Source organism: Fulvivirga sp. M361 (assembly GCF_007097395.1).
GTDB lineage: Bacteria > Bacteroidota > Bacteroidia > Cytophagales > Cyclobacteriaceae > Fulvivirga.
In genome coordinates, this window is the sequence record NZ_VKDC01000058.1 from 1 (window position 1) to 25,480 (window position 25,480).

Genomic DNA, 25,480 nt, shown 5'->3' on the forward strand with positions numbered 1-25,480 from the left:
ATCACTGTATCCTATCGGTAGGTTAACCATTTGGGTGAATTTAAAACTCCTTCAAAATCGCCCTTTAATTCCTTTATACAAAAAATTATTGCATTTTCTGAAATCCTATTGCATAATCGCGGTTGAACGTCCAGGTGATCGGAAGAATTGATTTTTTCATATTTCCATGAAACTTCCTTCCATTCTCCTGAGATCATCACTTCAGGGCTTGACTCGCTTTGAAGGATGGATAAGAAGCTGAAGATTACCAGTGCAAATACCCCTATATATAGAATTGTAAACTTCATGAGCGTTGAATTGCGTTAAGTTGTTTTATACCGGTTGGTTGGCAAAAAGAGAATAATTTGACCGTTTTTAGCCTCAAATAAGTTTCCCTCCTGAATATTCCTTCTCGGTTATTGCACTTCGGTCTACTTCCTGAATGTCAATCCCACTTTTGTAAATAAATGGCAATGTGTTGAAGCTTCTTTTATGAGGTAGTTTAAGTTGATGCTTAACAGACACACACACTCTCTCGATATGATTTGCCTCCAGGTAATTCTGAAATGCAGCCATATTTATACCTGTAAAAATATCTAGCCTAAGTGAGTGGATTTGGCCAACATGGTCTTTTTTTATGTATACACAAGCCTCTTCGAATTCAGGATTGGAGACATCATCCATCAGTCTTGATTTTGAAAAATACATGAGTTCGATAGTAGAATCAGGCAGTCTAAATCCAAAAAACAGGATAATATCAAATGTCGTAGTTGTAGGATAACTATTTAGTAGATATTTAACAGTGTTTAGCGATTCAATTGTGAAATCCGTGGGAATCAAAACTTTCTGTATCATAACTCATACATTTGGTATACATGACAAATATATGTTTGAGTGACAAGAACGGTTTGAGAAATAAATTAGAAAGGAATTAGAATAAATGGGAATACAAATTACTTAAGGAATTCTAATGACATTCTAGTTAAATCGATGGTCTTCTCCTGTTGATTTTCGTAGTGTGGGACTTTTTCCGGGAAACCTTCAATCCGGGCTCCGTGAATTTTTGTTCCCAACCTAACTACTTTTGACAATTTGAATATTCAAAAATCTTGGGTCAACTCATTTCAATTGCGAGAGAGGTTGTACAGCGGTTACCAGTGTTGTAGCCATTTACGATGTTGACAGTTCCCTTTGTCAACTTGGTAGAGTACCGTGAAATATGAATAAAGTTGCTGTATCGTCCTGGAGTTAACATTGACTGATATATAGCCGGTGGAGAAGAAAAGGATTTGAAAGCACAGTTTTTACTGCTGGAATGTATAGCATTAAATTAAAAAGTAGTCCGAATTTAAATTTGGACTACTTTGTTGTATAAGATATTATACGCGGGGTCTTTAGTCACCAAGAGGTTTATCCGTACTTATCGCAATTCTGTTCCATGCATTTATAGTTATGATGGTCATTATTATCTGTGAAAAATAATGTTTGTCAAACTTTTCAAATGCTTTTTGATAAGTTTCGGAGGTCAATCCCTTGTGGTGGATCATAGTGACTTCCTCGGTCATTTGTAGAATGACTTTTTCTTCTTCTGTAAACAGGTCTGTTTTTGACCAGGCGCTAAGTAAAAAAATACGCTGTTGATCTTCTCCATTTTTGAGGGCTTCTTTCGTATGCATGTCTATACAAAAGGCGCATCCATTGAGCTGCGATGCCCTGATTTTTATAAGGTCTTTGTGGGATTTACTTAATTGGCTTTGTTGTAAGTAACTTTCCAAAGCATACATTGCTTCATACGCTGAAGGTTCTGCCACATCAATTTGAATTCTTTTTTCCATTATTATATTGTTTGTATCTGATGCAAATGTATTTTCAGCAATGAGGAAAAAACTTAATCTGGTTTAAGAACGCGCTTTGCTTCCGATATTACGGTAACAATTGCTTATATCTCTGGTATAATCAAGCCTTTGGGACAGATGAATGCACCGTCAGGAAGCCCGCTCAAGAGACGTACTTTATATCATTGAATATTAAGGTTTTCTGTCAAAAGCAGATGAGAGGAAGGTTCTTTCTGGTTAAACATCTATCAAGCCGTATATTCTGTTATCTGCCCAATAATTTCTGATTATTCAGCAGTTTATCCATCATCTTAATGATCCTGTCTGCCTTGGTGTCTTTGGTTTTAGCATTATAGATCCAATCCAGGTAAGTCTTTTGTTCTCCTTCGGTGAGATTGAGATAGTTTTCATAGGCTTTCCTGGGTTCATTTTCGAAGCAAAGAATTATTTCCTTCGGTATTTTTAATGGTGATTCATCCGGTAAGAGCATCACCCTTACATGATCGCCTGCCTGTTTGCCAATTTTTTTTCTGATTTCTGCCTTCACCGGTAAAAACAGCTTACCGTTACCCATTGGCATAAGTTTGTACTGATTCAAAATGTATCCGTCGATACTGCCTTTTACCTTGACCCAGCCGAAAGGAGTCTTTTTATTCTGTATAATTTCAGGGATTTCAGTATAAGTCCAACCTCCTTTTCCCGGGAATTTTTGTAAAAGATATTCAGCATTTACCAAAGGCTCTTCTTTTTCCATTTAAGATTTTATTAGCAAGATCTTTAACCACCTTCAAGGGCATAGAAAAATATACTCGCAACTCGATAATAATTGAACTTCGTTTCTTTGCGAATTACCCATTTTTACAATTTTTGAATGACAAAGTTAGAATGACCTTATGACAAGGGGATGTCAGGGGTGTTCAAGTATTTGTCATGATTTGTCATTGAAGTCGCTTGGACTTGAAATAGGCTGCTAATTTTAATTAAAACAGAGATAGATCAACCATTACAATCGTTTACTTTCAATACCCCAATGTCTTCAGCATCTCTTCACTTCTTTGCTCTTCCGCAAACAAATGTGTTTCGATCCTGCCATCCACTTTATTGATCAATACATGCTTAGGTGCAGGTATCAGGCAGTGCTGGATACCTCCGTAACCACCTAGTGACTCTTGATAGGCTCCAGTATGGAAAAAACCCATATACAAAGGAGAGTCATCTTCCTTGTTGGTCATTGGCATAAAAAGTTCACTGGTATGTGCTTCTGAATTGTAATAATCCATACTGTCACAGGTAAGGCCACCGATGTTCACTTTATGATATAGGTTGTTCCATTTATTAACAGGTAGCAGGATGTATTTTTGGTTCAGCCCCCAGGCATCCGGTAGGTGTGTAATAAAGGAGCCATCGATCATATACCAAAGTTCCTTATCATTTTGCAGCTTTTGGTCCATTACCGAATACAGCGTAGCACCGCTTTCACCCACAGTAAAGCTGCCAAATTCCGTAAAAATGTGTGGCATCGGCACATTATTCTTTCCACAGATCCATTTTATATTTTCTACGATCTGTTCTACTATGTGCTGGTAATCATAATGAAACCCTAATGACGTTTTGATAGGAAAACCGCCGCCGATATCAATGGTATCCAGCTCAGGGCATTCTTTTTTTATTTCACAATATTTGAAAATAAACCTGCTTAGCTCACTCCAATAGTAAGCAGAGTCTTTTATTCCGGTATTAATGAAAAAGTGCAGCATCTTCAGACGTGCCTTTTTACTCGGTTTGATCTGTTCTGTATATAAAGTATTAATATCACCATACCGGATACCTAGCCGGGAAGTATAGAACTCGAAATTAGGCTCTTCATCTGCCGCTACCCGGATACCTACGTCGTAAGGTTGATCCACATATTGTTCATAATGGCTTAGTTCATTCAGGTTATCCAATACAGGGATACAGTTCCTGAAACCGGCATTGAGTAATTCAGTGATATGCTGCCGGTATAATGGTCTTTTAAAGCCATTACAAATGATATAGACATCCTTATTAATCGCATTCTTTTCATAAAGTCTGCGTATGATCGGAATATCAAATGAAGACGAGGTTTCCAGGTGGATATCATGACGTAATGCTTCCTCAAGCACGAAACTGAAGTGGGAAGACTTGGTGCAATAACAATACGTATAACCCCCTTTATAACTATTTTTTTTAATGGCATCATTAAACAGCTGTTTCGCGTGTTTTATCTTCTCACCTATTTTGGGTAGGTAAGTGAGTTTCAACGGAGTGCCATACTGGCTTATAACATCCATGAGCGGCACTTCATTGAAATACAACTCATTGTCTTCAACCCTAAATTCCTCCTGCGGGAAATCAAAGGTCTGGTTGATCAGGTCTGCGTACTTTTTCAAAGATCAATTTAAGCTTTCAAGAAAACTGCAATAGTACAGATTTTTGATTTTAAAATAGATATGAATGAGGTGATTCAAGTAGAAAAAGATTATCTGAGCTTATTATGCAAAGATGATAGCGATCACTACTTTTGCCCCTTAAAATCCAAAGTTATTTTTATGCTAAACATTAGTGTAAAAGATGAAACATCTAGACTTAGAACTGTTGTATTGGGCACAGCAGAGAGCTTTGGTGGTATACCTGCTTTAGAAGAAGCTTATGATCCAAAATCTAAACAGCATATTCAGGCGGATACCTACCCGAAAGAGGATGATTTGATCGATGAAATGAATAAGGTGGTCGACCTGCTGAAGCATTATGATGTGGAAGTTTTTCGACCTGAAATTATTACCAATTATAACCAGGTATTTGCGCGTGACATCGGTTTTGTCATTGACCAAACGTTTGTACGTCCGCAGATACTGGAAAACCGTCATGAGGAGATCAATGGCATTCGTTACCTCGTAGAAAAAATTAACCCCGACCAGATACTTGAGGCGTCCGATGGCGTGCGAATGGAAGGGGGAGATGTTATGCCCTGGAACGACTATCTTTTTGTAGGCTATTCCGAATCGACTGATTTTAATAAATACCTTGTATCACGTACGAATGAAAAGGGGGTTGACTTTCTCAGGACGCATTTTCCGCACCGAAAGGTAAAAGCCTTTGAGCTTAAAAAGTCAGATGATAATCCCTATGAAAATGCCCTCCATCTGGACTGCTGTTTCCAGCCTGTCGGTTTGGATCAGGCCATTATCTACAAGGGCGGGTTCAAGAATGTGGCGGATTATGAGTTTTTGGTGAACTACTTTGGTAAGGATAAAATCATAGAGATCACAAAGGAAGAAATGTATGATATGAATTCCAATGTGTTTTCTATTTCACCGGAGGTGGTAATTTCCGAACAAAGCTTTTCCCGATTGAATGGGCTGTTGAAAGACCGGGGTTTTAAAGTGGAAACGGTTAAATATTCAGAAACTTCTAAAATGGAGGGGTTGTTAAGGTGTACTACTTTACCCTTATTGAGAGATTGATACTATGAAACAAGCTACCAACACCATCCTGATGATCCGGCCTGTACAATTCAGGTATAATGAGCAGACAGCTAATAATAACTATTTTCAGCATACCATAGAAGATCAGGAAGTAGAGACCTCTCAATCCAAGGCGCTAAAAGAGTTTGATGACATGGTAGCTGCCCTAAGGGTTCATAAAGTGAATGTAGTGGTCATTGAAGATACCAGAGAATCGGACACACCTGATTCTGTCTTTCCCAATAACTGGGTGTCTTTTCACGAAGATGGTCGCGTAGGGCTCTATCCTATGTATGCTGTAAACCGTCGTGTAGAACGCAGGCAGGACATTTTGGATACATTAAAGTACAAGTATGGTTTCAAGATAAGTGATGTGCTTAATTTTTCAGGATATGAAGAAGAGGATAAGTTCCTGGAAAGTACAGGCAGCATGATCCTGGACAGGCCAAATAAAATAGCGTATGCAGCACTTTCCATGCGGACAAACGAGGATGTTCTTAAGGAATTCTGCCATCAGTTTAATTATGAACCGGTTGCTTTTCATGCCAACCAAACTATAACCGGATTACGTCTGCCTATTTATCACACGAATGTAATGATGTGTGTGGCAGACCAGTTTGCCGTGATTTGTCTGGATTCTATCGATAACGAAGAAGAGCGTCAGAGAGTGGTGGAATCGTTAGAAAATAGTGGTAAAGAAATCATAGAAATAACGGAACAGCAGGAACATCAGTTTGCAGGCAATATGCTTCAGGTACTATCGGAGACAGGAGACCCATATTTAGTTATGTCTACAGCAGCCTATGACTCACTGAGGGAAGGCCAGCGTCAGCGTATTACAGGTTATTGTCCTATCATCCACAGTCCTTTGTATACCATTGAAGAATTGGGAGGTGGCAGCGCCAGGTGTATGATGGCTGAAGTATTTTTACCCCTGAACAACAACGGAAATCATGAATAACGGACCTATAAGTAAATTCATAGAGAAGCATTATTTGCATTTCAACGCGGCCACATTAGTAGATGCGGCAAAGGCTTATCGACAACACCTGGCAGAAAATAAAAAGATGCTCATTTCTGTGGCAGGTGCCATGAGTACAGGCGAGCTGGGGATATCATTGGCTGAAATGATCCGCCAGGACAAAGTACAGGTCATTTCTTGCACAGGCGCGAACCTTGAAGAAGATATTATGAACCTGGTGGCGCATTCCTATTATAAGCGCATACCGAATTACCGTGATTTAACACCGCAACAGGAACGGGCACTATTAGATCAGGGCCTTAATAGGGTTACAGATACCTGTATACCGGAAGAAGAGGCTTTTAGAAGGTTGCAAAAACATATATTTCAGATCTGGAAAGAAGCGGAGGAAAACGGTGAGCGCTATTTCCCACATGAATTCATGTATAAAATGTTACGTTCAGGAGTACTGGAGCAATATTACGAAATAGAACCGGAAAACAGCTGGATGCTGGCAGCAGCAGAAAAAGACCTTCCCATGGTAGTGCCCGGGTGGGAAGACTCTACAATGGGCAATATCTTTGCCTCTTACTGCCTCAAGGGAGAACTCAAAGCATCCACTATGAAATCGGGCATTGAATACATGACTTATCTGGCCGATTGGTATGTGCAAAATGCCGGGGATGAAGGAGTTGGGTTCTTTCAAATAGCCGGTGGTATAGCCGGTGATTTCCCCATTTGCGTAGTGCCTATGCTCTACCAGGACATGGACATGCAAGACATCCCTTTTTGGAGTTATTTCTGTCAAATATCGGATTCCACTACCAGTTATGGCTCTTATTCAGGAGCTGTTCCCAATGAAAAGATCACCTGGGGTAAACTAGATGTTGATACTCCAAAATTCATCATTGAATCGGATGCCACCATAGTGGCCCCCCTGATATTTGGCTACGTTTTAGGTTGGTGACATATATTTTAACGTATTAACATCGGCTAACCCCATTCATTATATTTTTGAAAGATTACATTCCAGATGGATATTAAACAGACACTTACTAAGGACATTTCCAGCGCATTTTCTGCACTTTTTTCTACCGGACTGGAGGCTAAAGATATGGCTATCCAGCCTACACGCAGAGAATTTAACGGATCACATACGCTGGTATGTTTTCCACTTGCCCGATTGTCCAAAAAAGGCCCTGAGCAGACCGCAGAGGCACTGGGAAGCTATCTCAAAGAGAACAGTAGCCTGGTAAAAGCATACAATGTGGTGAAAGGGTTTCTAAACCTGGAATTGACCAATGAAACCTGGCTGAAAGTATTTCGATCCATTATTTCTACGGATGATTATGGCCAACTACCGACATCAGGTAAAGAGATGATGGTGGAATATTCCTCGCCAAATACCAATAAACCACTACACCTTGGACACCTTAGGAACAACTTTCTGGGCTGGTCTGTGGCTGAGATCTTACAGGCTACAGGGCACAAGGTACATAAAGTGCAGATCATTAATGACAGGGGGATACACATTTGCAAGTCCATGGTGGCCTGGCTCCGATATGGAGAAGGAGAGACTCCTGCATCTTCCGGTAAAAAGGGAGATAAACTGGTAGGTGACTATTATGTGATGTTTGATCAGCATTACAGAGAAGAAATAGCAGAGTTGGAAGCCGGTGGAATGAAAAAGGAAGTAGCGGAAAAAGAAGCTCCTATCCTGAAAGAAGCTCAGGCCTTATTGTTAAAATGGGAGCAAAAAGACCCTGAGATATACAAGCTGTGGGAGCAGATGAACCAGTGGGTCTATGCCGGGTTTGAAGCTACCTATGAGCAAATGGGGGTCGATTTTGACAAACTGTATTATGAATCAGATACCTACCTGCTTGGTAAAGATGAAGTGCTGAAAGGTGTAGAGGAAGGAGTGTTTTATAAAAAGGAGGATGGTTCCGTATGGGTAGATCTTACCGATGAAGGACTCGATCAAAAATTGTTACTCCGGGCGGATGGCACATCGGTTTATATGACACAGGATATTGGTACGGCCATTCTACGCTTTAGGGATTTCCCAGGTATTTCAAGACAGATCTATACAGTAGGCAATGAACAGGAATACCACTTTAAGGTATTGTTCATCATACTGGAAAAACTGGGCTATTCCTGGGCAAAGGAGTGCTATCATCTGTCTTATGGTATGGTAGACCTGCCATCAGGTAAAATGAAATCCAGAGAGGGTATTGTTGTGGACGCAGATGATCTGATGCAGGAAATGATGGATACTGCTGAAGAGCACACCAAAGAGCTTGGTAAGATAGAAGGATTATCTGATGATCAGGCTACTCATTTATACTATAACCTGGGTTTGGGCGCCCTCAAGTATTTCTTATTGAAAGTGGACCCTAAAAAAAGGATGTTGTTTGACCCTAATGAGTCCATTCAGTTTCAAGGACATACCGGACCATTCATCCAGTATACACATGCCAGGATATCTGCTATTTTAAGAAAATCCAGTCAACTGGGCATTGAGCCTTCCCTGGATAGCACAGAAGGCCTGGAGCTACATCCTACGGAACGGGACATTATCAATACAATGAATGACTTCGAGAGCAAGATCAAAGAAGCGGCGGAAAGCTACTCGCCCGATGTGATCGGTCAATATGTTTATGATTTGGCGAAAGAATACAATCGTTTCTACCAGGAGGTGTCCATCTTTAATGAAGAAAACGAATTGGCCCTTAGGTTCCGTGTGGCGCTTTCTGCCGTGACTGCCAGGATCATTAAGAAAGCAATGGGCTTATTGGGTATTAATGTACCGGATAGAATGTGATCTCTTCTTACCAAAAAACGGAAGTGAAAAACTGGACTCTCGTAGTACGCCATTGTTGTCATAAATGTAGTGCACTTCTATGTTACGGTTCATGAACTGAAAGGAACTAACCTGTTTAGATCCCATCCATGATCCGTTGACACTGGCATTACCTATGGTAGGGCTTGTAAAGTTCATGAAGTCAGTAGTAGTGTTAACTTTAACGAATTGATCCGTTATATCATGATATACATAGGAATAAGTTAGCCGGGGATATTCTTTAAATGAATCATAGCTAATCGGTTTGTAATGTGTTTCTTTGTTTTGAGCAAACAAACTGAAGCTAAGAAATAAGAAGAATAGAGCCAAAAGATGTTTCATAGTGATAGGAGTTATAAAAATACAACATACACAAGGTTGATTAAGTTTTAACGGGATGGTAAAGATATGGATTGCGGCTTTTAGACTCAGAACACTTCCGCTTGCTTTGGCAAGTATCGGAATGGGGGCTTTTCTGGCCGCTGCCGATGGATATTTTTCGTGGTCAATCTTTCTGTTTTGTGCATTGACCACAGTGCTTCTCCAAATTCTGTCAAACCTCGCCAACGATTATGGCGATACGGTAAATGGCGCTGATAGTGCCGCACGTTCCGGTCCTCAGCGTACAGTGCAAGCCGGACTTATTTCATTGAAGCTAATGAAGAGGGCGATATTTATTTTTGTGGTACTTGCCCTGTGCAGCGGTATTTATTTATTATACCTTTCTTTTGGGTTTAACCTGCAGGCCTTTCTTTTTTTCTTTGGCTTAGGAGTGATGGCCATTCTTGCCGCACTGGCCTATACAGCAGGTAGAAAGCCCTATGGCTATATGGGGCTGGGTGACTTATCAGTATTGGTATTTTTTGGGTTTGTGGCGGTGATAGGCTCATATTACTTATTTGCCAAATCGGTGCGTATGGACTTATTATTGCCCGCGGTCAGCATAGGACTGTTCTCCACAGCCGTGCTGAACGTGAATAATATACGAGATATTGAATCTGACCAAAAAGCAGGAAAATATTCTATACCGGTTAGGATAGGACGTAATAACGCAGTGGTTTATCATTGGATAATTTTAGGTACGGGTATGGTAAGTTCATTGGTTTTTGTAGTGATGAATTATACCAGCGCCTGGCAGTTGTTATTTTTACTTACACTACCCTTATTTATGGTTAATGCCAGAGCAGTAAAAACCAAGCAAACCGCGGACCAGTTGGATCCGTACCTAAAGCAGATGGCCCTCTCGTCTTTGTTGTTTGTACTTTTCTTTGGTGCCGGACAACTATTGGCCTGAACATACCCGGCCTTTCCATTTTTTCATAAGCAACCTGAAGTTAAAAAAGAGCGTCTTGTGAAATAAATAATCCAAAAACTTATTATGAGAAATTTAGCTTTGCTGACTGCATTGACTGTTTTTGCATTTTCTTGTAAACAACAGTCCGGAAAAACCTATCAGGCACCTTTGCTGGAAGGACTGGGTAGTCACACTATAACCATTACCACTGACTCTGAAATAGCCCAAATGTTTTTTAACCAGGGGCTGATCCTGGCCTATGGTTTTAACCACGATGAGGCTTTGAGGTCTTTTGAAGAAGTAGTACGACAGGATCCCCGTTGTGCTATGGGGTATTGGGGTATTGCCTATGTGCTGGGTCCTAACTATAACATGGGAATGGAGCCCTCCGTCAATCAAAGAGCTTATGATGCAGCTCAAAAGGCGTTGAAACTTTCTGAAAATGTCAAGATGGAAGAAAAGGTCCTTATTGAGTCGATTGCCGCTCGTTATTTACCAGAACCCTCTACAGATCGAACATCTCTCGATATGGCTTATAGCGTGGCACTGGCCAATGCCTTTCAGCAATTTCCTGACAATGATGATATCGCAGTAATGTATGCGGAGTCACTAATGGACATTCACCCCTGGGATCTTTACAATTTAGAAGGAGAGGCAAAACCATGGACCCCGGAAATACTAAAAGCCATAGAGGCTGCTATTGCATTGAATCCAAACAATCCGATGGCTACACATCTGTATATTCATGCTACAGAGGCTTCCAATACTCCTGAACTGGCCCTGCCTATAGCTGGAAAACTGGCAGAGTTGACGCCTGGTGCGGGGCATCTGGTACATATGCCTTCCCATACGTATATCCGTACTGGTGATTATCATCTGGGTACACTCATTAATGAAAAAGCGGCAGAAGTGGACAGCCTTTATGTTACTACTTGCAAGGTGCAAGGTATTTATCCCCTGGCTTTGTATCCGCATAACATTCACTTCTTAGCCGCTTGTGCGGCCCTGGAAGGTAATGGAGCAAAGGCCATTGAAGCAGCCTTTAGCCTTGCTGAGATAGTAGATAAGGAGGTGATGAAAGATCCGGCGATGTCCACTTTACAACATTATTATACCATTCCCTACAATATATTGGTCAAATTCGCTCAATGGGAAAAGATCGTAAAACTACCCAAGCCTGAGTTAGCCTACCCCGAGGCCATATGGAGTTATGCTCAGGGAATGGCGTATATTGGATTGGGTAAATACAATAAAGCCAATGAATGCCTCTTGCGGTTGGAGGAACTACTCGCAGATCCTGTGCTTTCTGAAATAACTGTTTGGGACATTAACAGCGTTGATGAGTTGGTGAGTATCGCTCATAACATATTAAAAGCAGAGATCGTAATGAATGAAAATAAATGGGATCAGGCCGTTATGTTATTGGAGCAGGCCGTTACCATAGAAGACAAGTTGAACTATAATGAACCGCCAGATTGGTTTTTTTCGGTACGTCATGTGTTGGGAGAGGTTTACATGGAATTGGAAAGATATCAGGATGCAGAACGTGTTTATCGTGAGGACTTACTCACGTTCAGGAAAAATGGATTTGCACTTAATGGGCTATATCACAGTTTACTAAAACAGGGAAACGAAGAGGCGGCCACTATTGTACAATCGCAGCGTGATGAGGCCTGGAAATATGCAGATTCCAAACTGAAGTATTCAAGAGTAGATCCGAAATATCGAAAGGATCTGGCCATTAAAGTGAAAGAAGATTCACCAAATGCATTGATTACTTTTGCAATGAGTTTTTGTGGGTTAAAGTAGTAACAGAACGGTGAGTCACCGTACTTTAAATTGCTTTGAATCATAGCGTGTAGTGATGTACATGGATCGCTTTGTTTTTTACAGTACCTATGGACAAAAAGGTGAAGATTTTTGTATCTAATCACTAACTTTATTCAAAATCAAACCAAAACTCATGCAAAAGATATTAGTACCTACTGATTTTTCAGACGAAGCAGGCTATGCAGTAGAGCTGGCTATTCGTGTAGCAAAGAAAATGAACGCGGAAATATTTCTACTACATGTTGTGGAAGATAGCAGCGTAACCTCTGTCAGCTATACCGGTGAAATAGACTTGCCGGATATGCAAGATCGTCTGTTCATAGTAAAACTGATTGAACGGGCTAAGGCCCAATTAGCGGATACAATAGCTGCACATAGTGACGTAAATATTACCCAACATCTGCGGGTGGGAAACCCCTATCATAATATAAAAGACATCATTACCGAACAGCAAGTGGACCTGGTGGTTATGGGAACCACAGGAGTAAGTGGTATCAATGAATTACTCATAGGTTCTAATGCTGAAAAAGTGGTGCGCCATGCCAAATGTCCGGTGCTGACTGTTAAGCAATCAGCAGAAGATTATGATTTCAATGACATAGTATTTGCAACGGACCTGAATAAACAAGATGAAGTTTGTGTGAATGCGGTTAAGAACTTCGGAAAAATGTTTGACGCTAAGATCCATATGGTGCGTATCAATACTCCTAATAATTTTGAGGCAGACAACATATCATTTCCTGCATTAAAGGAGTATGCGGAGAAATACGGATTTGAAAACTACAATGCTGAGGTATTCAACGATTTCACGGAAGAAGATGGTATTATGCATTTTGCCCAAAGCATAGATGCTGATATGATCGCTATGGCTACACATGGCCGAACAGGTTTTGCGCACCTGCTTACCGGTAGTATTGCAGAAGACGTGGTAAACCACGCCAGACGTCCGGTGCTGACATATGTGTTAAAAAAATAATACCTATATTCAGTGATTGATTATAGCGTATGAGGAATTTAACACTGGTATTGGTTTTTGTGTCGTTGATTTTTGGCCCTTTATCTGGTCAGGACATGGATTTCAAGACATTAAAACTGGCCCTTGCTCAGCGTGCTGTTGTGGTGGAAGAACAGAATAACATGGTGGAATATGAGCTGGATGGGGTGCACATCTACCTTGTAACCGATGAAAGTGCTAATAGAATGCGTTTAATGGCTGGAGTCGTAGAACAATCGAAAATAGAAGCCGATGAAATGGTGACGTTAATGCAGGCCAATTTCGACAAAGCGCTTGACGCTAAATACGCTCTTTCCAAAGGAGTGCTTTGGTCAGTTTTTGCTCACCCGTTAAAAGAGCTGGAGAAGGAGCAAATAGTGGATGCACTTTACCAGGTGAAGAACCTTGTGAATAACTACGGGACTACTTATACAAGTACGGACTTCATATTCAATACCGGTGAGAATTAGTTTCCGGATTATTGCAATGAAATAAACAAAAAAGGGCTGTTGTCGATACAACAGCCCTTTAAGTTTTTTAAATTTTTTCTACTTATTACTACAAGAAATCGATAGTTACACTACCTGTTAAGACCAATTCAATATCAAAATTTACCGGTGATTCACTAAAATTAGCATCAAACTCAACAGATATCGTTGCATCATTTAAAAGCGCCTGTGCTATGTCACTGGCACCACTGCCTAAGTCAATAGTTTGAACCTGGTTTTCGATGTCTCCCAAAGTCACATTGGTCAAAGGAAATTCTATTGTATTAAATTCAGCACTGGATACTTTGAAGGTACCATTTAAAACAATAGCATCTTGGTCATTGGCTAAATTTTTGACCTCGTAAGTCATCGATTTGATCGTCACTTTTTCTACTGTTGCAAGGTCAGTGATATCATCTTCATCTTCTAAAGAAAAAGACTCTTGTCCTTTGAAAGTAGTCGTTCCTTCTACAATATCTACATCGAAAGTTTCATCTATTTCCAGGTCGATATCTTGTTCAGTTAGTTCATCAATGTCATCTGACAGGCATGAAAACGCGAATACTGAAACAAATAATAAAAATGTAAGTTTTTTCATTTCACAGGTTTTAAAGTAAATACTTGAATGTATACTATTGAATATCAAAAAGTAAACACACTAAATATAAAGTTAGTTATTTTTATTGCTGAAAATGACTGACCGGAACTTTATTATCTATCAATCTTCAGCGGGTTCTGGTAAAACCTATACCCTGGCTAAGGAGTATCTTAAACTGGCCTTAAGGCGACCTGCCTACTATAAGCACATACTGGCAGTTACATTTACCAATAAAGCCATGCAGGAGATGAAGGGACGTATCCTTCAAAAGCTGGAGGAATTTGGAAGGGGTGATTTGGATGCTATGGGAGAAGAACTGATGCTTTACACAAGGTTAAGCCCGTCTGATTTCCAAAAAACTTGCGCAAGGCTCCTTACCGAGATCCTTCACGGTTATTCGCATTTTTCCATCAGTACCATCGATAGTTTTTTCCAAAAAGTGATTCGTAGTTTTGCCAAAGAACTGGGACTTGCCGGTAGCTATCAGTTGGAATTAGATACTGATGTCATCCTTATTCAGATCGTGGATGATTTGCTGATGGAAGCCTCACAAAATGTGCAGATCAGAAAATGGCTTATAAGCTATTCGCGTGATACCCTTCAGGAAGGAGGGAATTGGGACATCCGGAAAAACATAATCCAACTGGGGAGCGAATTGTTTCAGGAGCATTTTAAGACGGTAGAAGGTCAGGTAGCCGCTCAGGATAAAGGGTTAGCGGGTAAATTAAAAAAGGATTTAGGACTAATCACTAAGTCATTCGAAGAAAAAATGAAGTCTTATGGTCAGGAAGGCCTGCAGATACTGCATAAGTATGGGTTAGAGACATCAGATTTTACAGGCGGAAGTCGATCACCGTTGAACTACCTCTACAAAATCACCAAACCTAAGGCATCCAAGGATTTCATTCCGACTAAAACTGTAGAGGCTTTACCAGATAAAGAGGAGTGGTATGCCAAGGCATCCGGGAAGAAAGAAGTGATCACTGCAGCTACTAAAAACGGACTTAGGGCTATACTGCAACAAACCCTGGAGTATTATGTCAAGGAATTTGACACCTACCATACTGCGATCCAGGTCAATCGATTTATTTATGGATATGGCCTGTTAGCAGACCTGGCCCGTAAGCTTCAGGAATATAAAAAAGATAATGATATCATGTTAATCTCTGATGCCACACGTTTTTTGAAAGAGCTGGTACAGGATTCAGACACACCTTTTGTATATGAAAAGGTAGGTTCTTTTTTCAATCATTATCTTATCGATGAATTCCAGGATACTTCCGGCTTTCAATGGGATAGCTTTCGGCCGTTAATAGATGACAGCCTTTCTCAAGGATACAAAAACACTGTGGTAGGAGACATTAAACAGTCCATATACCGTTGGCGTGGAGGAGACTGGAATTTGCTATTAAACCAGGTGGAAGAGGACATTGGCAGCTTTCGAACACAGGTAGAGAACCTAGGCACTAACTATAGAAGTGAAGCAAATATCATTCAGTTCAATAATGCCCTTTTTGAACAGGCGCCTCAACAAATGACATTGGAGGGAGGTGACAATAGGGCAGAAGGGTGGGAAGTACTCACAGAGGTTTATGCATCGGCGAAACAGGGTATTCCCAAAAGCAAGGTGAATGCCCCACAGGGGTATGTAAATATTACTTTTTTGGGTGATGAAGAAGATAGGCCCTGGAAACATACAGTGGCGGAGCGGTTACCTGAAGTGATCGAGGAACTCCAGGATAAACAGGTGGCTCTGAAAGATATAGCGATCCTGGTACGTAGAAATAAAGAAGGTAAAGACGTAGCAGATTACCTGCACCATTATCAAAAACAAAACCCTGATAGTCAGTATCGTTATGATGTAGTCTCCAATGAATCGCTTTTTCTTTCTTCTTCACCGGCCATACGGCTGATCATTGCGGCATTACAGTGCCTGATGGATAACAAAAACCAGGTAGTGCAGGCACAACTTGCCTTTGAGTACCAGGTACAGATCAGGCGATCCTGTGTCAGCTACCATGAGATATTTAGCGCGGATTATGCCGTTATTGAAAAACTATTACCGGAAAGCTTTCGTGAAAACAGGACGCACCTCCTGTTTCTACCTTTTTATGAACTGGTGGAACAATTAATTGCTCTTTTTGAAGTAAATCAACTTAAAGGCCAGTTTGCTTATTTGCAAACATTCCAGGACCTGGTACTGAAGTCTTCTCAAAACGGGAAGGGTGATTTACCTTCTTTCCTGGAGTGGTGGAAAGAAAGAGGGGCCCGGCAAAGTATTAAAGTTGCTGATGATCTGGATGCTATGCGTATCCTGACCATACATAAGGCAAAAGGGTTGGAGTATAATGCGGTCATCATCCCCTTTTGTGATTGGGAGATGGATCATCAGCGCTCACCCATTATATGGAGTAATGCAGAAACACCACCGTTTGATAATGTTTATTTACCCCTGAAGTATCAGAAAGGATTGGCTCAGACACATTTTCGTGACGCTTACCAAAAAGAGCGTATCAAAGCTCATCTGGATAATCTAAACCTTTTGTATGTAGCGATGACCCGCGCCATTCAGACGTTGTGGGTATTTGCGCCTGATGGGAAAAAGGACATTTCTAAGGTACTTAAAGCTACGCTGGAAAATTCCACCTTCGAACTGAATGGATATTGGGACAAAGAGGCCAATGTCTTCGAGTTTGGCGAACAAAATTTTCAATTTGCGACAACACACAGTGCTGTTGGTAACGCTATATTAATGGAACAATATCCTCATTACGAATGGAGGAATAAAATTGCCGTGAAACAAACCAGCGGGGGCCATAACCTTTCGGAAGAAGTAAAAGAGAAGATCAGGTATGGTATCCTGATGCATAAATTACTGAGCAGGATTACATACCTAACGGATAAAGAGGCAGCCATTACCGCCGTTTTTTTTGAAGAAGGACTAAATGAGATCCAGAGACGGGAAATCCAACAGAGATTGGAAAAGCTGCTTTCAAACCCGTCTGTTAGCCCTTGGTTTTCCGATGAATGGGAGGTGAAAAATGAATGGCCCATCCTTACCCATAATGAGGAATATCGTCCTGACCGTGTGCTTATAAAAGGAAAGAAGGCTGTGATCATTGATTATAAAACAGGGCTGAAAAAAAACGAAGATATACAGCAAATGCACGGATATAAGGTACTTATGGAGCAGATGAATTACGATGAAGTGGAAGGTTATTTATTGTACCTGGCAGGAGAGGAGATCGTTGAATGTTGATGTTTGCGATAAAGAAAAAAAGTACAGAGCAATCCAATTTATCGGACTTTAAAAACTCAAAGTTATTACCGGGTTATCGCGTATTATGAAAACTTTTCTCCAGGAAATAGCACAAGATATCATTCGGAATTATCCTGGCAAACTGGGAGATATCACTATTATCTTTCCTAATCGCAGGGCAGGGCTCTTTTTTAGGGAATACCTTAAACAAGAACTTAACGGGCCTTCCTGGTCGCCACAAGTACTTTCTTTTCAAGATTTTATTGCGGCCAGTTGTCCTTTGCAAAAAGCGGATCAGCTCTTTTTGGTACATCAGCTTCATACTATTTACAATCAACAACTTAAAACCAGGGAAGGGTTCGATCGCTTTTACTATTGGGGGCAAATGTTGCTAAAAGACTTTGATGATGTTGATAAATACTTAGTCAATGCTCAAAACCTTTACACCAATCTAAGCCGTCAAAAACAATTGGATCTGAGCTTTGACTTCTTACTTCCGGAGCAGAAAGAGATCATTCAGCGATTTTGGCAAGGTTTTGATGAGAGTAAATCGGCCCAGAAAGAGCGGTTTGAATTCGTCTGGAGTCATCTTTTTCAGGTATATCGATCGTTTAATCAACAGCTGTCGGATAAGGGGCTGGCCTATGAAGGCATGCAGTACCGCTATATGGCAGAACATCTCGAAGAGATCCCTTTCAAAAAGAATAACAGGGTGGTCTTTGCAGGATTTAACGCATTAAATGCGGTAGAAGACAAGATCATTTCGTGGTGCCTCGAGAATCTTCAGGCAGATATCCTTTGGGATATGGATGCCTACTACTTTAATAATGAACATCAGGAGGCCGGAACCTTCTTGCGACAATATCATAAACGACAAGTATATGCTCCGTCTTTCCCTGAAACAATTCCCAGCTCATTAACTGAGGTTTCTAAAGAACTGGTACTTACCGGCGTTCCGCAGCATGTAGGGCAGGCTAAGATACTGGGGCAGAAATTGGGGGCATTGTTAAAAGAGCATCCAGACCTGGATATCAGGAAAGTAGCGGTCGTGTTGGCAGATGAGGCTCTGCTCTTTCCAGTACTTCATTCCCTGCCGGAGGAAATTGAGGCAGTAAATGTTACTATGGGCTTTCCGCTCTCTTATGCGCCGGTGAACAGCCTGATAGAACATATACTCGAGCTACGCCGTATGGCACGAAAAGATCCGGATGGACTGGTTTTGTTTCATTTTAAACCAGCCCTGGCCATTATAAGACACCCTCTTATCATACAGACAGATGTAGACAAGCTGGAAGAATGGGCTAATGATGTACAGCGTAGTAACAAAGTGTTTTTCACAACATCTGAATTACCTGAGCATGCATTAATAAAGATGATCTTCAGCCAGGACCTAGGTGATCTTGTAGATTATTTATCAGCTATTTTGTTGGAATTGAATGCCTTGGCTGATCCTGAGAAAAATACCATTGAAGTAGAATACGTACATCAATATTACCAGCTGCTGAACCGTTATGCTGATCTTTTGAGAAACAGTGATACTACTATTGAATTAAAACCATTTGCAGCACTTTTTAAGCAGTTGGTGCGTACCGAGCGATTGCCTTTTACAGGAGAACCGTTACGCGGGTTGCAGATCATGGGAGTACTGGAGACCCGCAACCTGGATTTTGAGCATATCTTCGTATTGAGTATGAATGAGGATTTTTTTCCTTCTCAGGGCGGTAAACATTCGTTTATCCCTTATAATCTTAGAAAGGCCTATGAGCTACCTAATTATGATCAGCAGGATGCTATCTACGCTTATCTTTTTTATCGCCTGATCCAGCGTGCATCCAGTGTTAATTTTTTCTACAATACGGAGGGCAATGACCTGGGCGGGGGGGAGATGAGCCGTTTTTTGCAACAGCTACTGCATGAGTCAAACCTGCCGATCAAGGTCGAGACATTGGCCAATTATACTGAACCTGGCAGCGAGCAGGTGATTACGGTAAACAAGGATGATGATGTATTAAAAAGCCTCAGTCGTTATTTAAATACGGGACAGAGGATACAAAAGCGACTTTCTCCTTCCGCCTTGAATACCTATCTGGATTGCAGGTTACGTTTCTATTTCCGTCATGTCGCTGATCTGTATGAGAAAAGTGCCATGGAAGAAGATGTAGACGCCCGGTCATTGGGAAATGTATTACATCATGCTATGGAAATACTTTATGAAGACTATTTGAAGGATAAAACCAGCCGTACTTTAGTAAAAGCTGACTTTAAGGAGCTGAAAACCAAGTTGGAATCAGCAGCGGTATTTGCCTTTAGAAAACAGTTTTCCATTGCTCCGGACCGAAAGTTCTATTTTGAAGGGAAAAATATTATTGCCAAAGAGATCATCAAGGATTTTATGCAGGCGATCTTAAAGCTGGATGAACAGTATGCTCCTTTTGAAATAGTAGGCATGGAATCAGAACATGTATACGATCTTACTATGCCGGAAATGGAGACCGCTTATCTTGATGCTTACAAAATACCAGGAGAGAGTACTATGTCTGTAGCTCTTCGTGGCACCATAGACCGCATAGACCGTAAAAAAGGACAGGTACGACTTATTGACTATAAAACGGGGCAGGACAAACACGTTTTCAATAGCATTGAAGAGTTATTTGATCGTAAAAAGAAAAATAAAGCAGCTTTACAGACTTTTATTTATGCACTGCTCTATCAAAATGTAAAAGATGAAGGTGAAGCATTGGTTCCGGCGGTCTTTAATAAGGATGCACTTTTTATGGGTGACGACGTATTACTTGAATACAAAGGGCAGGGTAAAGTGACCAATGCGGCTTATTATTTAGAACCCTATACAGAGCAACTACAATTGCTTCTAAAAGAAATATTTGACCCTGAAACACCTTTTGATCAGACAGATGAAGTAAGGAAATGTACTACCTGTGCTTATAAGGGTATTTGTGGAAGGTGATGAACAAAGACTTAATGAATTCAGAACTCGCGGTAGGTACCGGTGAGTATTTTTCCATCGTAAAAGTCAAATTCAATGCTGTCTTTTTTCTGAGGGCCAATTATTCGTAAATGATGGATCCTGTAATCCTCAATTCCGGGAAAATGGATTATGGTATCTCCATTCTTGTAGAAGTAAACTTCATTGATCAGAGTATCCCGCAAATAAGTTGCTGATCTGAACTGTTCACCGGTTTCGTAATAACTTTCCGAATTCTGATGCCTCATCCCATTTTTATAGCGCGTTTCACGACTTTTAGGTCCTTTTCTGAAGTATTCAACCCGAGTTTCTTGATTATCATTGACTTTGTGAATTACCGTATGGAAGTATTTTTCCTGAATGGATATAGGATTGCCAGACAAAGGAGTTGACATGTAGTTGAAGAGAAAGTACGTTCCGGACCCAATAACTATGGTCAATAAAACAAGCGCCGAAATTTGTTTAGCATAAGACCTTTTTTGTCTTTTGATCAGGTGAGCCCTGATCTCACTTAAGACTGCCGGATCAGCTTCTTTGTATGTGGGGTTATCTTTTTGTTTTTTTAATTCTTGTTGATATAGCAGCTTAATTTTCCGGAAGGGGATCTTAGGCTTTCGAGTGTATGCCTCTTTTCTCGTACCAAAGCCCATGTACCCCATTTTCTTAAAACTTTTTTATCCCTTCTTTACACGCAGGTCTTTTCATTATCAACTTTGAGCTCATAGGAAGATTTAACTGGAAACCCTCGGAAATTTCTTAAAGTCCGGCTTTCTCTTTTCCAAGAAAGCGTCCCTTCCTTCCTTGGCCTCTTCAGTCATATATGCCAGACGTGTGGCTTCACCTGCAAATACCTGTTGCCCTACCATTCCGTCGTCGGTAAGATTAAAAGCAAATTTCAGCATGCGTATTGAAGTAGGTGATTTCTCCAGAACTTCCAGGGCCCACTGGTAGGCAGTATCTTCCAATTCGTCATGAGGTATGGCTGCGTTTACCATTCCCATTTCAAATGCTTCCTGTGCGCTGTAATTCCTGCCCAGGAAGAAGATCTCACGTGCCCGCTTTTGTCCTACCATTTTTGCCAGGTAAGCAGATCCATAGCCACCGTCAAAACTGGTGACATCTGCATCGGTTTGCTTGAAAATAGCATGTTCTTTACTTGCCAGTGTCATGTCACATACTACGTGAAGGCTATGCCCGCCACCTACTGCCCAGCCCGGTACCACGGCTATCACTGCTTTAGGCATAAAACGGATAAGTCGCTGTACTTCCAGTATGTTCAGTCTGGCTACGCCATCATCATCTACATACCCTTGTTTGCCCCGGGCCCTTTGGTCGCCGCCACTGCAAAAGGAATATACACCATCCTTAGGTGAGGGCCCTTCCGCTGAAAGTAGCACCACACCTATTTCAGGATCTTCGCGAGCATCCAAAAAAGCTTCAAATAGCTCTCCAACTGTTTTGGGGCGAAAGGCATTCCTTACTTCAGGCCTGTTAAAAGCAATTCGTGCTATCCCTCCACTTTTTTTATAGGTAATATCGGTATACTCTTTGACGGTTTTCCAATCGGCTTTAATCATAATGTCAATATAAAGGTTATAGTCAGTGTAAATATATGGGAATTCAAATTTCCGGGATATTCAAAAGGGTGGAATAAATCAGGCGTTAAATCACTAGTTTTAAAAGATGAAGAAAAAAGAGTGCCCGTCGTGCGCTATGGAGATAGATACAAATAGTAAAGAATGCCCTATTTGTGGGTATGAATTTCCTGCCACTTCCCTTTCAATGAAAATAGTGGTTTTTTTATTAGTAGCCTTACTATTATATTTTTTCCTTTTTTAAGATCCACATCGCACCATTTGTCCATACATTTTAAATTATACTTTTAAGATATGTCTTAAATTAAAAATTGGATGTGATTTTTAATTTTTCTGAGATTTAAAGATCTTATTTTTTGATGATTATGATCTCGCTGGTTCTATGTTGCAGTAAGTTGATCATAAGCAGAGATTTAACGGTTAATTTAGTACAGCTTTCAATCAAAAGAGATGTAGAATTAAGTTTCATAAGGTCATAATTTCGCTATGTAACCTAAACAAAAGAGCACTTGCACGAGTTGCTTATACTCTTTTTAACCTAATCAAAACAGAGACCTATGAAGAACGTTATAGCGATTTTCATGATTTTAGGCTTCGTAAACACGGCCATTGGACAGGCAACGGACTCGTTCAGGTTTAGTGATAAATCCAGCAACATGGAAGTAGAAGTCCCTGAGTATGTGGGGCAACACTACCTGGGGCAAGAGTTCACTAAAAAGTTTTATGCAGTAAAAGAACAATATGTATATACACCTGAAGGTACTGCTACCACGCCCTATCCTGCCTCGGTTACGGAGAAACCTTCTATTTACAATTCTCTGAAGAAGTTGGATAAGTATTATAAGAAACAACTTAAGAAGGGTCATGCAAATGAACAGGAGGTAAAAGAAAACTTATCAAAAGTGTTGGCTGTGGGTTATTCCATACGATATGAGAATACTACCACCTTGGAAAAGATGCTTTGGAAGACCAAAGATATCACGGAGATCGAAAAAATATTTACAAAGAAAATAGTTCTGAATTAAGGTTGAATTGCAGGCTGCCAAACGAGGCAGCTTGCTTTTTGTTTTAATTCCCCGGGTATACTCACCTGTTTTTCTTAGTCGATCCGGTCAGACGATGTCGATTCTCCTATGACTCAGTCCGTTCAGTTTCTGCATAAACCATTTCTTTCACGCCCATTTACTTAGCTTTGCCTTAGCTTTTTTAATTATGAGCCATATTCTTGTGATTTGACGTTTAACGTGTTGAAAAACGTGTGGTAATCAGGAATAGACAGATGATGTCATTTATAAGATCTTACGCTTTCAATGATTACAGTGGCTATGATAATGCTTCCGCCAATTACTGTATTTAACCCAGGTATTTCACTTAGAAAAACCATGCCGAGTATAATGCCATAGATAGGTTGACTGCTACTCATAATGCTGGCTGTACTTATTGAGAAATGCTTAAAACTCATCACAAAAAGTGTATGGCCGATGGCTGTGGTTACTAAAGCCAATGTGAGGGTTGCAGGCCATTGGTCCACTATCTGGGTGGTGTCCATGAATAACAATGCGGGCCAGCCCAGTGCTGTGAAAAACACCAATTGATATAACATAAGCATTTGCCCCGGATACCGGGCTGCTTTATGCTTTAGAAGAATATTTCTTAAAGAATACATGAGTGACGAGATGAGCCCCAGGGCTATTCCTTTCGTATACTCATTTTGTAAATCCAGGCCAGGGGCCAGGAAGTATATTCCCAGGAGGACCATTGTGCCGAGTAAAATGTGTGATAATCTGAACCTGGTTTTTAGTATAAGAGGTTCCAGTAAGGAAGTAAGAGCAGGATAAGTGAATAATGATAACATTCCAATGGCTACATTGGAATGTTGTAACGCGTAAAAATAGGTGATCCAGTGCCCTCCAAGCAATAAACCTCCAATGACCAAAGTGCCCATGTCTTTCTTATGATGGATACGTAAGTCGATTTTGCGCCACCAGCAAAATATCATTAAAAATAGTACGGCTATTACACATCTCCACCAAATTGTAACCGGTGGAGGCATCGAAATGTACCTACCGAGTACACCTGAAGTACTTACCAGGAGCATGGCAAGGTTAAGTTCAAGAATGTGAGATGTTGTTGATCTATTCAATAGTGTAAGTCCTGGATCGTGAAATTAGCAAAGAAATGAATACATCCGTACGGATCCATTCATAAGTCTTTGACCCGGATCATGCATTAAGATTCGTTGTGAAAGTTCAAAATGAAACAGTGTCAAGTATTTCGGATTGTTTGGCACGAAATCGTGGTTGACTATCACGCTGAGTAGTAAGATGTTCTGAAATGCTGACATTGAAGCGGTTTGGGCTTGGAATAGAATGTTAATGCATGATCCGGGTTTAACATAGCATTAACAATTGTTACCAACTCATTAACAGTGATTCATTTCCGCTGAGTCTAACTTGGTTGGAAACTAAACTATTGAATCATGAAGAGATTGTATATTACGCTTGTGCTTGCATTGATCGGCACCCTTTTATCAGGTCAGCCGCAAAATGTAGAGGTCAATTATGCTGACGGGAGCTCAACATTGCTTGGGCAAACCAATGTAAAACGACTTAAGAAAAAACCATTTAAATATTGGTATACACAAAGCCACAGCGCTTATTCCGTAAATGCTAATACAGTATCGATACTTGCGAATAGTATGAGTGAACTGGATTCCATTACCATATTTATGGGTACCTGGTGTGGGGATAGCAAACGTGAAGTGCCGCGATTTTATAAAATATTGGAACAACTAAAGTTTGATAGAACCAAAGTAAAACTGATCTGTGTAGATCGTACTTTTCAAAACTATAAGCAAAGTCCCGGAAGGGAGGAAGCAGGTCAGAATATCCATCGAGTGCCTACATTTATTTTATATAAGGACTCCAGCGAGATCGGGCGGATTGTAGAATCCCCTTTGGTGTCATTAGAGGAAGATATGCTGGCCATTTTATCTGCAAACAATTATGTTCCCAGGTATAGAGCAGTATCGTATCTCAATAAACTATTTGATCTTAAAGAAGTAAGATATGCTTTGACTAACAAAGATTCACTTGCTTTAGTGCTCAAAGAAAAGGTAGATGATCAATATGAATTAAATACGTATGCCTATTGCCTCTTCTCGTCTTTCAAAATACCTGAGGCAAAATTGGTCTATGAATTAAACCGCGATTATGCAATAGGATTTCAGAAAATGCAATAATTTTTTGTATAAAGGAATTAAAGGGCGATTTTGAAGGAGTTTTAAATTCACCCAAATGGTTAACCTACCGATAGGATACAGTGATAAACAAGTGAC

At 40.5% G+C, this 25,480-nt stretch carries 23 protein-coding genes; 13 read left to right on the forward strand and 10 right to left on the reverse strand.

Annotated features, from left to right (window positions below):
* Positions 1-11: 11 nt before the first annotated feature.
* The 5 genes from FNH22_RS30430 to FNH22_RS30450 all read right to left on the reverse strand — a co-directional run bounded on the left by FNH22_RS30430 (position 12) and on the right by FNH22_RS30450 (position 4,225).
* Complete coding sequence (locus FNH22_RS30430; RefSeq protein ID WP_143402318.1) at positions 12-287, reverse strand: hypothetical protein; 276 nt, start codon at positions 285-287, stop codon at positions 12-14.
* 73 nt (positions 288-360) lie between these two features.
* Complete coding sequence (locus FNH22_RS30435) at positions 361-834, reverse strand: hypothetical protein (protein ID WP_143402319.1); 474 nt, start codon at positions 832-834, stop codon at positions 361-363.
* A 539-nt stretch (positions 835-1,373) separates the two neighbouring features.
* Positions 1,374-1,814 carry a carboxymuconolactone decarboxylase family protein gene (locus FNH22_RS30440; RefSeq protein ID WP_143402320.1) on the reverse strand — a complete coding sequence of 147 codons (441 nt, stop codon included), beginning with the start codon at positions 1,812-1,814 and terminating at the stop codon, positions 1,374-1,376.
* Positions 1,815-2,079: 265 nt separating this feature from the next.
* Entirely contained in the window at positions 2,080-2,568 is a 489-nt protein-coding gene (locus FNH22_RS30445; RefSeq protein ID WP_143402321.1) for a YdeI/OmpD-associated family protein, read from the reverse strand.
* A 265-nt stretch (positions 2,569-2,833) separates the two neighbouring features.
* The gene (locus FNH22_RS30450; protein WP_143402322.1) at positions 2,834-4,225 is read right to left on the reverse strand and encodes an arginine decarboxylase; all 1,392 of its coding nucleotides are present in this window, start codon (positions 4,223-4,225) and stop codon (positions 2,834-2,836) included.
* Positions 4,226-4,384: 159 nt separating this feature from the next.
* Between FNH22_RS30450 and FNH22_RS30455 the strand changes: the two genes are divergently transcribed.
* The 4 genes from FNH22_RS30455 (at position 4,385) to argS (ending at position 9,084) form a co-directional block, all read left to right on the forward strand.
* Positions 4,385-5,299 (forward strand): dimethylarginine dimethylaminohydrolase family protein, encoded by a 915-nt coding sequence (locus FNH22_RS30455; RefSeq protein WP_143402323.1) that lies wholly within the window; start codon positions 4,385-4,387, stop codon positions 5,297-5,299.
* 4 nt (positions 5,300-5,303) lie between these two features.
* Positions 5,304-6,260, forward strand: a complete 957-nt coding sequence (gene ctlX / locus FNH22_RS30460; RefSeq protein WP_143402324.1) for a citrulline utilization hydrolase CtlX — start codon at positions 5,304-5,306, stop codon at positions 6,258-6,260.
* Complete coding sequence (locus tag FNH22_RS30465; protein ID WP_143402325.1) at positions 6,253-7,227, forward strand: deoxyhypusine synthase family protein; 975 nt, start codon at positions 6,253-6,255, stop codon at positions 7,225-7,227. Before ctlX ends, FNH22_RS30465 begins: the two co-directional genes overlap by 8 nt.
* Before the next feature lie 66 nt (positions 7,228-7,293).
* Entirely contained in the window at positions 7,294-9,084 is a 1,791-nt protein-coding gene (gene argS / locus FNH22_RS30470; RefSeq protein WP_143402326.1) for an arginine--tRNA ligase, read from the forward strand.
* Here the strand turns inward: argS and FNH22_RS30475 are convergent.
* Complete coding sequence (locus FNH22_RS30475) at positions 9,052-9,444, reverse strand: hypothetical protein (RefSeq protein ID WP_143402327.1); 393 nt, start codon at positions 9,442-9,444, stop codon at positions 9,052-9,054. The genes argS and FNH22_RS30475 overlap by 33 nt on opposite strands.
* A gap of 55 nt (positions 9,445-9,499) precedes the next feature.
* Between FNH22_RS30475 and FNH22_RS30480 the strand changes: the two genes are divergently transcribed.
* From FNH22_RS30480 to FNH22_RS30495, 4 genes are all read left to right on the forward strand, one after another.
* Positions 9,500-10,396, forward strand: a complete 897-nt coding sequence (locus tag FNH22_RS30480) for a 1,4-dihydroxy-2-naphthoate polyprenyltransferase (protein WP_143402328.1) — start codon at positions 9,500-9,502, stop codon at positions 10,394-10,396.
* An 84-nt stretch (positions 10,397-10,480) separates the two neighbouring features.
* A complete protein-coding gene (locus tag FNH22_RS30485) occupies positions 10,481-12,205 on the forward strand; it encodes a hypothetical protein (RefSeq protein WP_143402329.1) in 1,725 nt (574 codons plus the stop codon).
* Between the two features lie 154 nt (positions 12,206-12,359).
* Positions 12,360-13,202, forward strand: a complete 843-nt coding sequence (locus FNH22_RS30490; protein ID WP_143402330.1) for a universal stress protein — start codon at positions 12,360-12,362, stop codon at positions 13,200-13,202.
* 29 nt (positions 13,203-13,231) lie between these two features.
* Positions 13,232-13,690: a hypothetical protein gene (locus tag FNH22_RS30495; RefSeq protein WP_143402331.1), complete on the forward strand. Its 459-nt coding sequence runs from the start codon at positions 13,232-13,234 to the stop codon at positions 13,688-13,690.
* An 88-nt stretch (positions 13,691-13,778) separates the two neighbouring features.
* On the opposite strand, the gene FNH22_RS30500 is transcribed toward FNH22_RS30495, so the two are convergent.
* Positions 13,779-14,306 carry a hypothetical protein gene (locus tag FNH22_RS30500; RefSeq protein WP_143402332.1) on the reverse strand — a complete coding sequence of 176 codons (528 nt, stop codon included), beginning with the start codon at positions 14,304-14,306 and terminating at the stop codon, positions 13,779-13,781.
* 94 nt (positions 14,307-14,400) lie between these two features.
* Between FNH22_RS30500 and FNH22_RS30505 the strand changes: the two genes are divergently transcribed.
* Together FNH22_RS30505 and FNH22_RS30510 are read left to right on the forward strand one after the other, a co-directional pair.
* A complete protein-coding gene (locus FNH22_RS30505; RefSeq protein ID WP_143402333.1) occupies positions 14,401-17,565 on the forward strand; it encodes an exodeoxyribonuclease V subunit beta in 3,165 nt (1,054 codons plus the stop codon).
* Positions 17,566-17,650: 85 nt separating this feature from the next.
* Complete coding sequence (locus tag FNH22_RS30510; protein ID WP_143402334.1) at positions 17,651-20,530, forward strand: PD-(D/E)XK nuclease family protein; 2,880 nt, start codon at positions 17,651-17,653, stop codon at positions 20,528-20,530.
* 20 nt (positions 20,531-20,550) lie between these two features.
* On the opposite strand, the gene FNH22_RS30515 is transcribed toward FNH22_RS30510, so the two are convergent.
* Together FNH22_RS30515 and FNH22_RS30520 are read right to left on the reverse strand one after the other, a co-directional pair.
* Positions 20,551-21,207, reverse strand: coding sequence for a hypothetical protein (locus FNH22_RS30515; protein WP_143402335.1), 657 nt, complete (start codon positions 21,205-21,207; stop codon positions 20,551-20,553).
* 72 nt (positions 21,208-21,279) lie between these two features.
* A complete protein-coding gene (locus FNH22_RS30520) occupies positions 21,280-22,125 on the reverse strand; it encodes a 1,4-dihydroxy-2-naphthoyl-CoA synthase (protein ID WP_143402336.1) in 846 nt (281 codons plus the stop codon).
* Positions 22,126-22,231: 106 nt separating this feature from the next.
* On the opposite strand from FNH22_RS30520, the gene FNH22_RS30525 reads away from it, so the two are divergent.
* Complete coding sequence (locus FNH22_RS30525; protein WP_143402337.1) at positions 22,232-22,387, forward strand: zinc ribbon domain-containing protein; 156 nt, start codon at positions 22,232-22,234, stop codon at positions 22,385-22,387.
* A 313-nt stretch (positions 22,388-22,700) separates the two neighbouring features.
* Positions 22,701-23,168 (forward strand): hypothetical protein, encoded by a 468-nt coding sequence (locus FNH22_RS30530; protein WP_143402338.1) that lies wholly within the window; start codon positions 22,701-22,703, stop codon positions 23,166-23,168.
* A 260-nt stretch (positions 23,169-23,428) separates the two neighbouring features.
* On the opposite strand, the gene FNH22_RS30535 is transcribed toward FNH22_RS30530, so the two are convergent.
* On the reverse strand, positions 23,429-24,286 hold the full coding sequence (locus tag FNH22_RS30535) for a DMT family transporter (RefSeq protein WP_255518194.1): 858 nt from the start codon (positions 24,284-24,286) through the stop codon (positions 23,429-23,431).
* 336 nt (positions 24,287-24,622) lie between these two features.
* On the opposite strand from FNH22_RS30535, the gene FNH22_RS30540 reads away from it, so the two are divergent.
* Positions 24,623-25,384, forward strand: a complete 762-nt coding sequence (locus tag FNH22_RS30540) for a thioredoxin family protein (protein ID WP_143402339.1) — start codon at positions 24,623-24,625, stop codon at positions 25,382-25,384.
* Positions 25,385-25,480 lie beyond the last annotated feature (96 nt).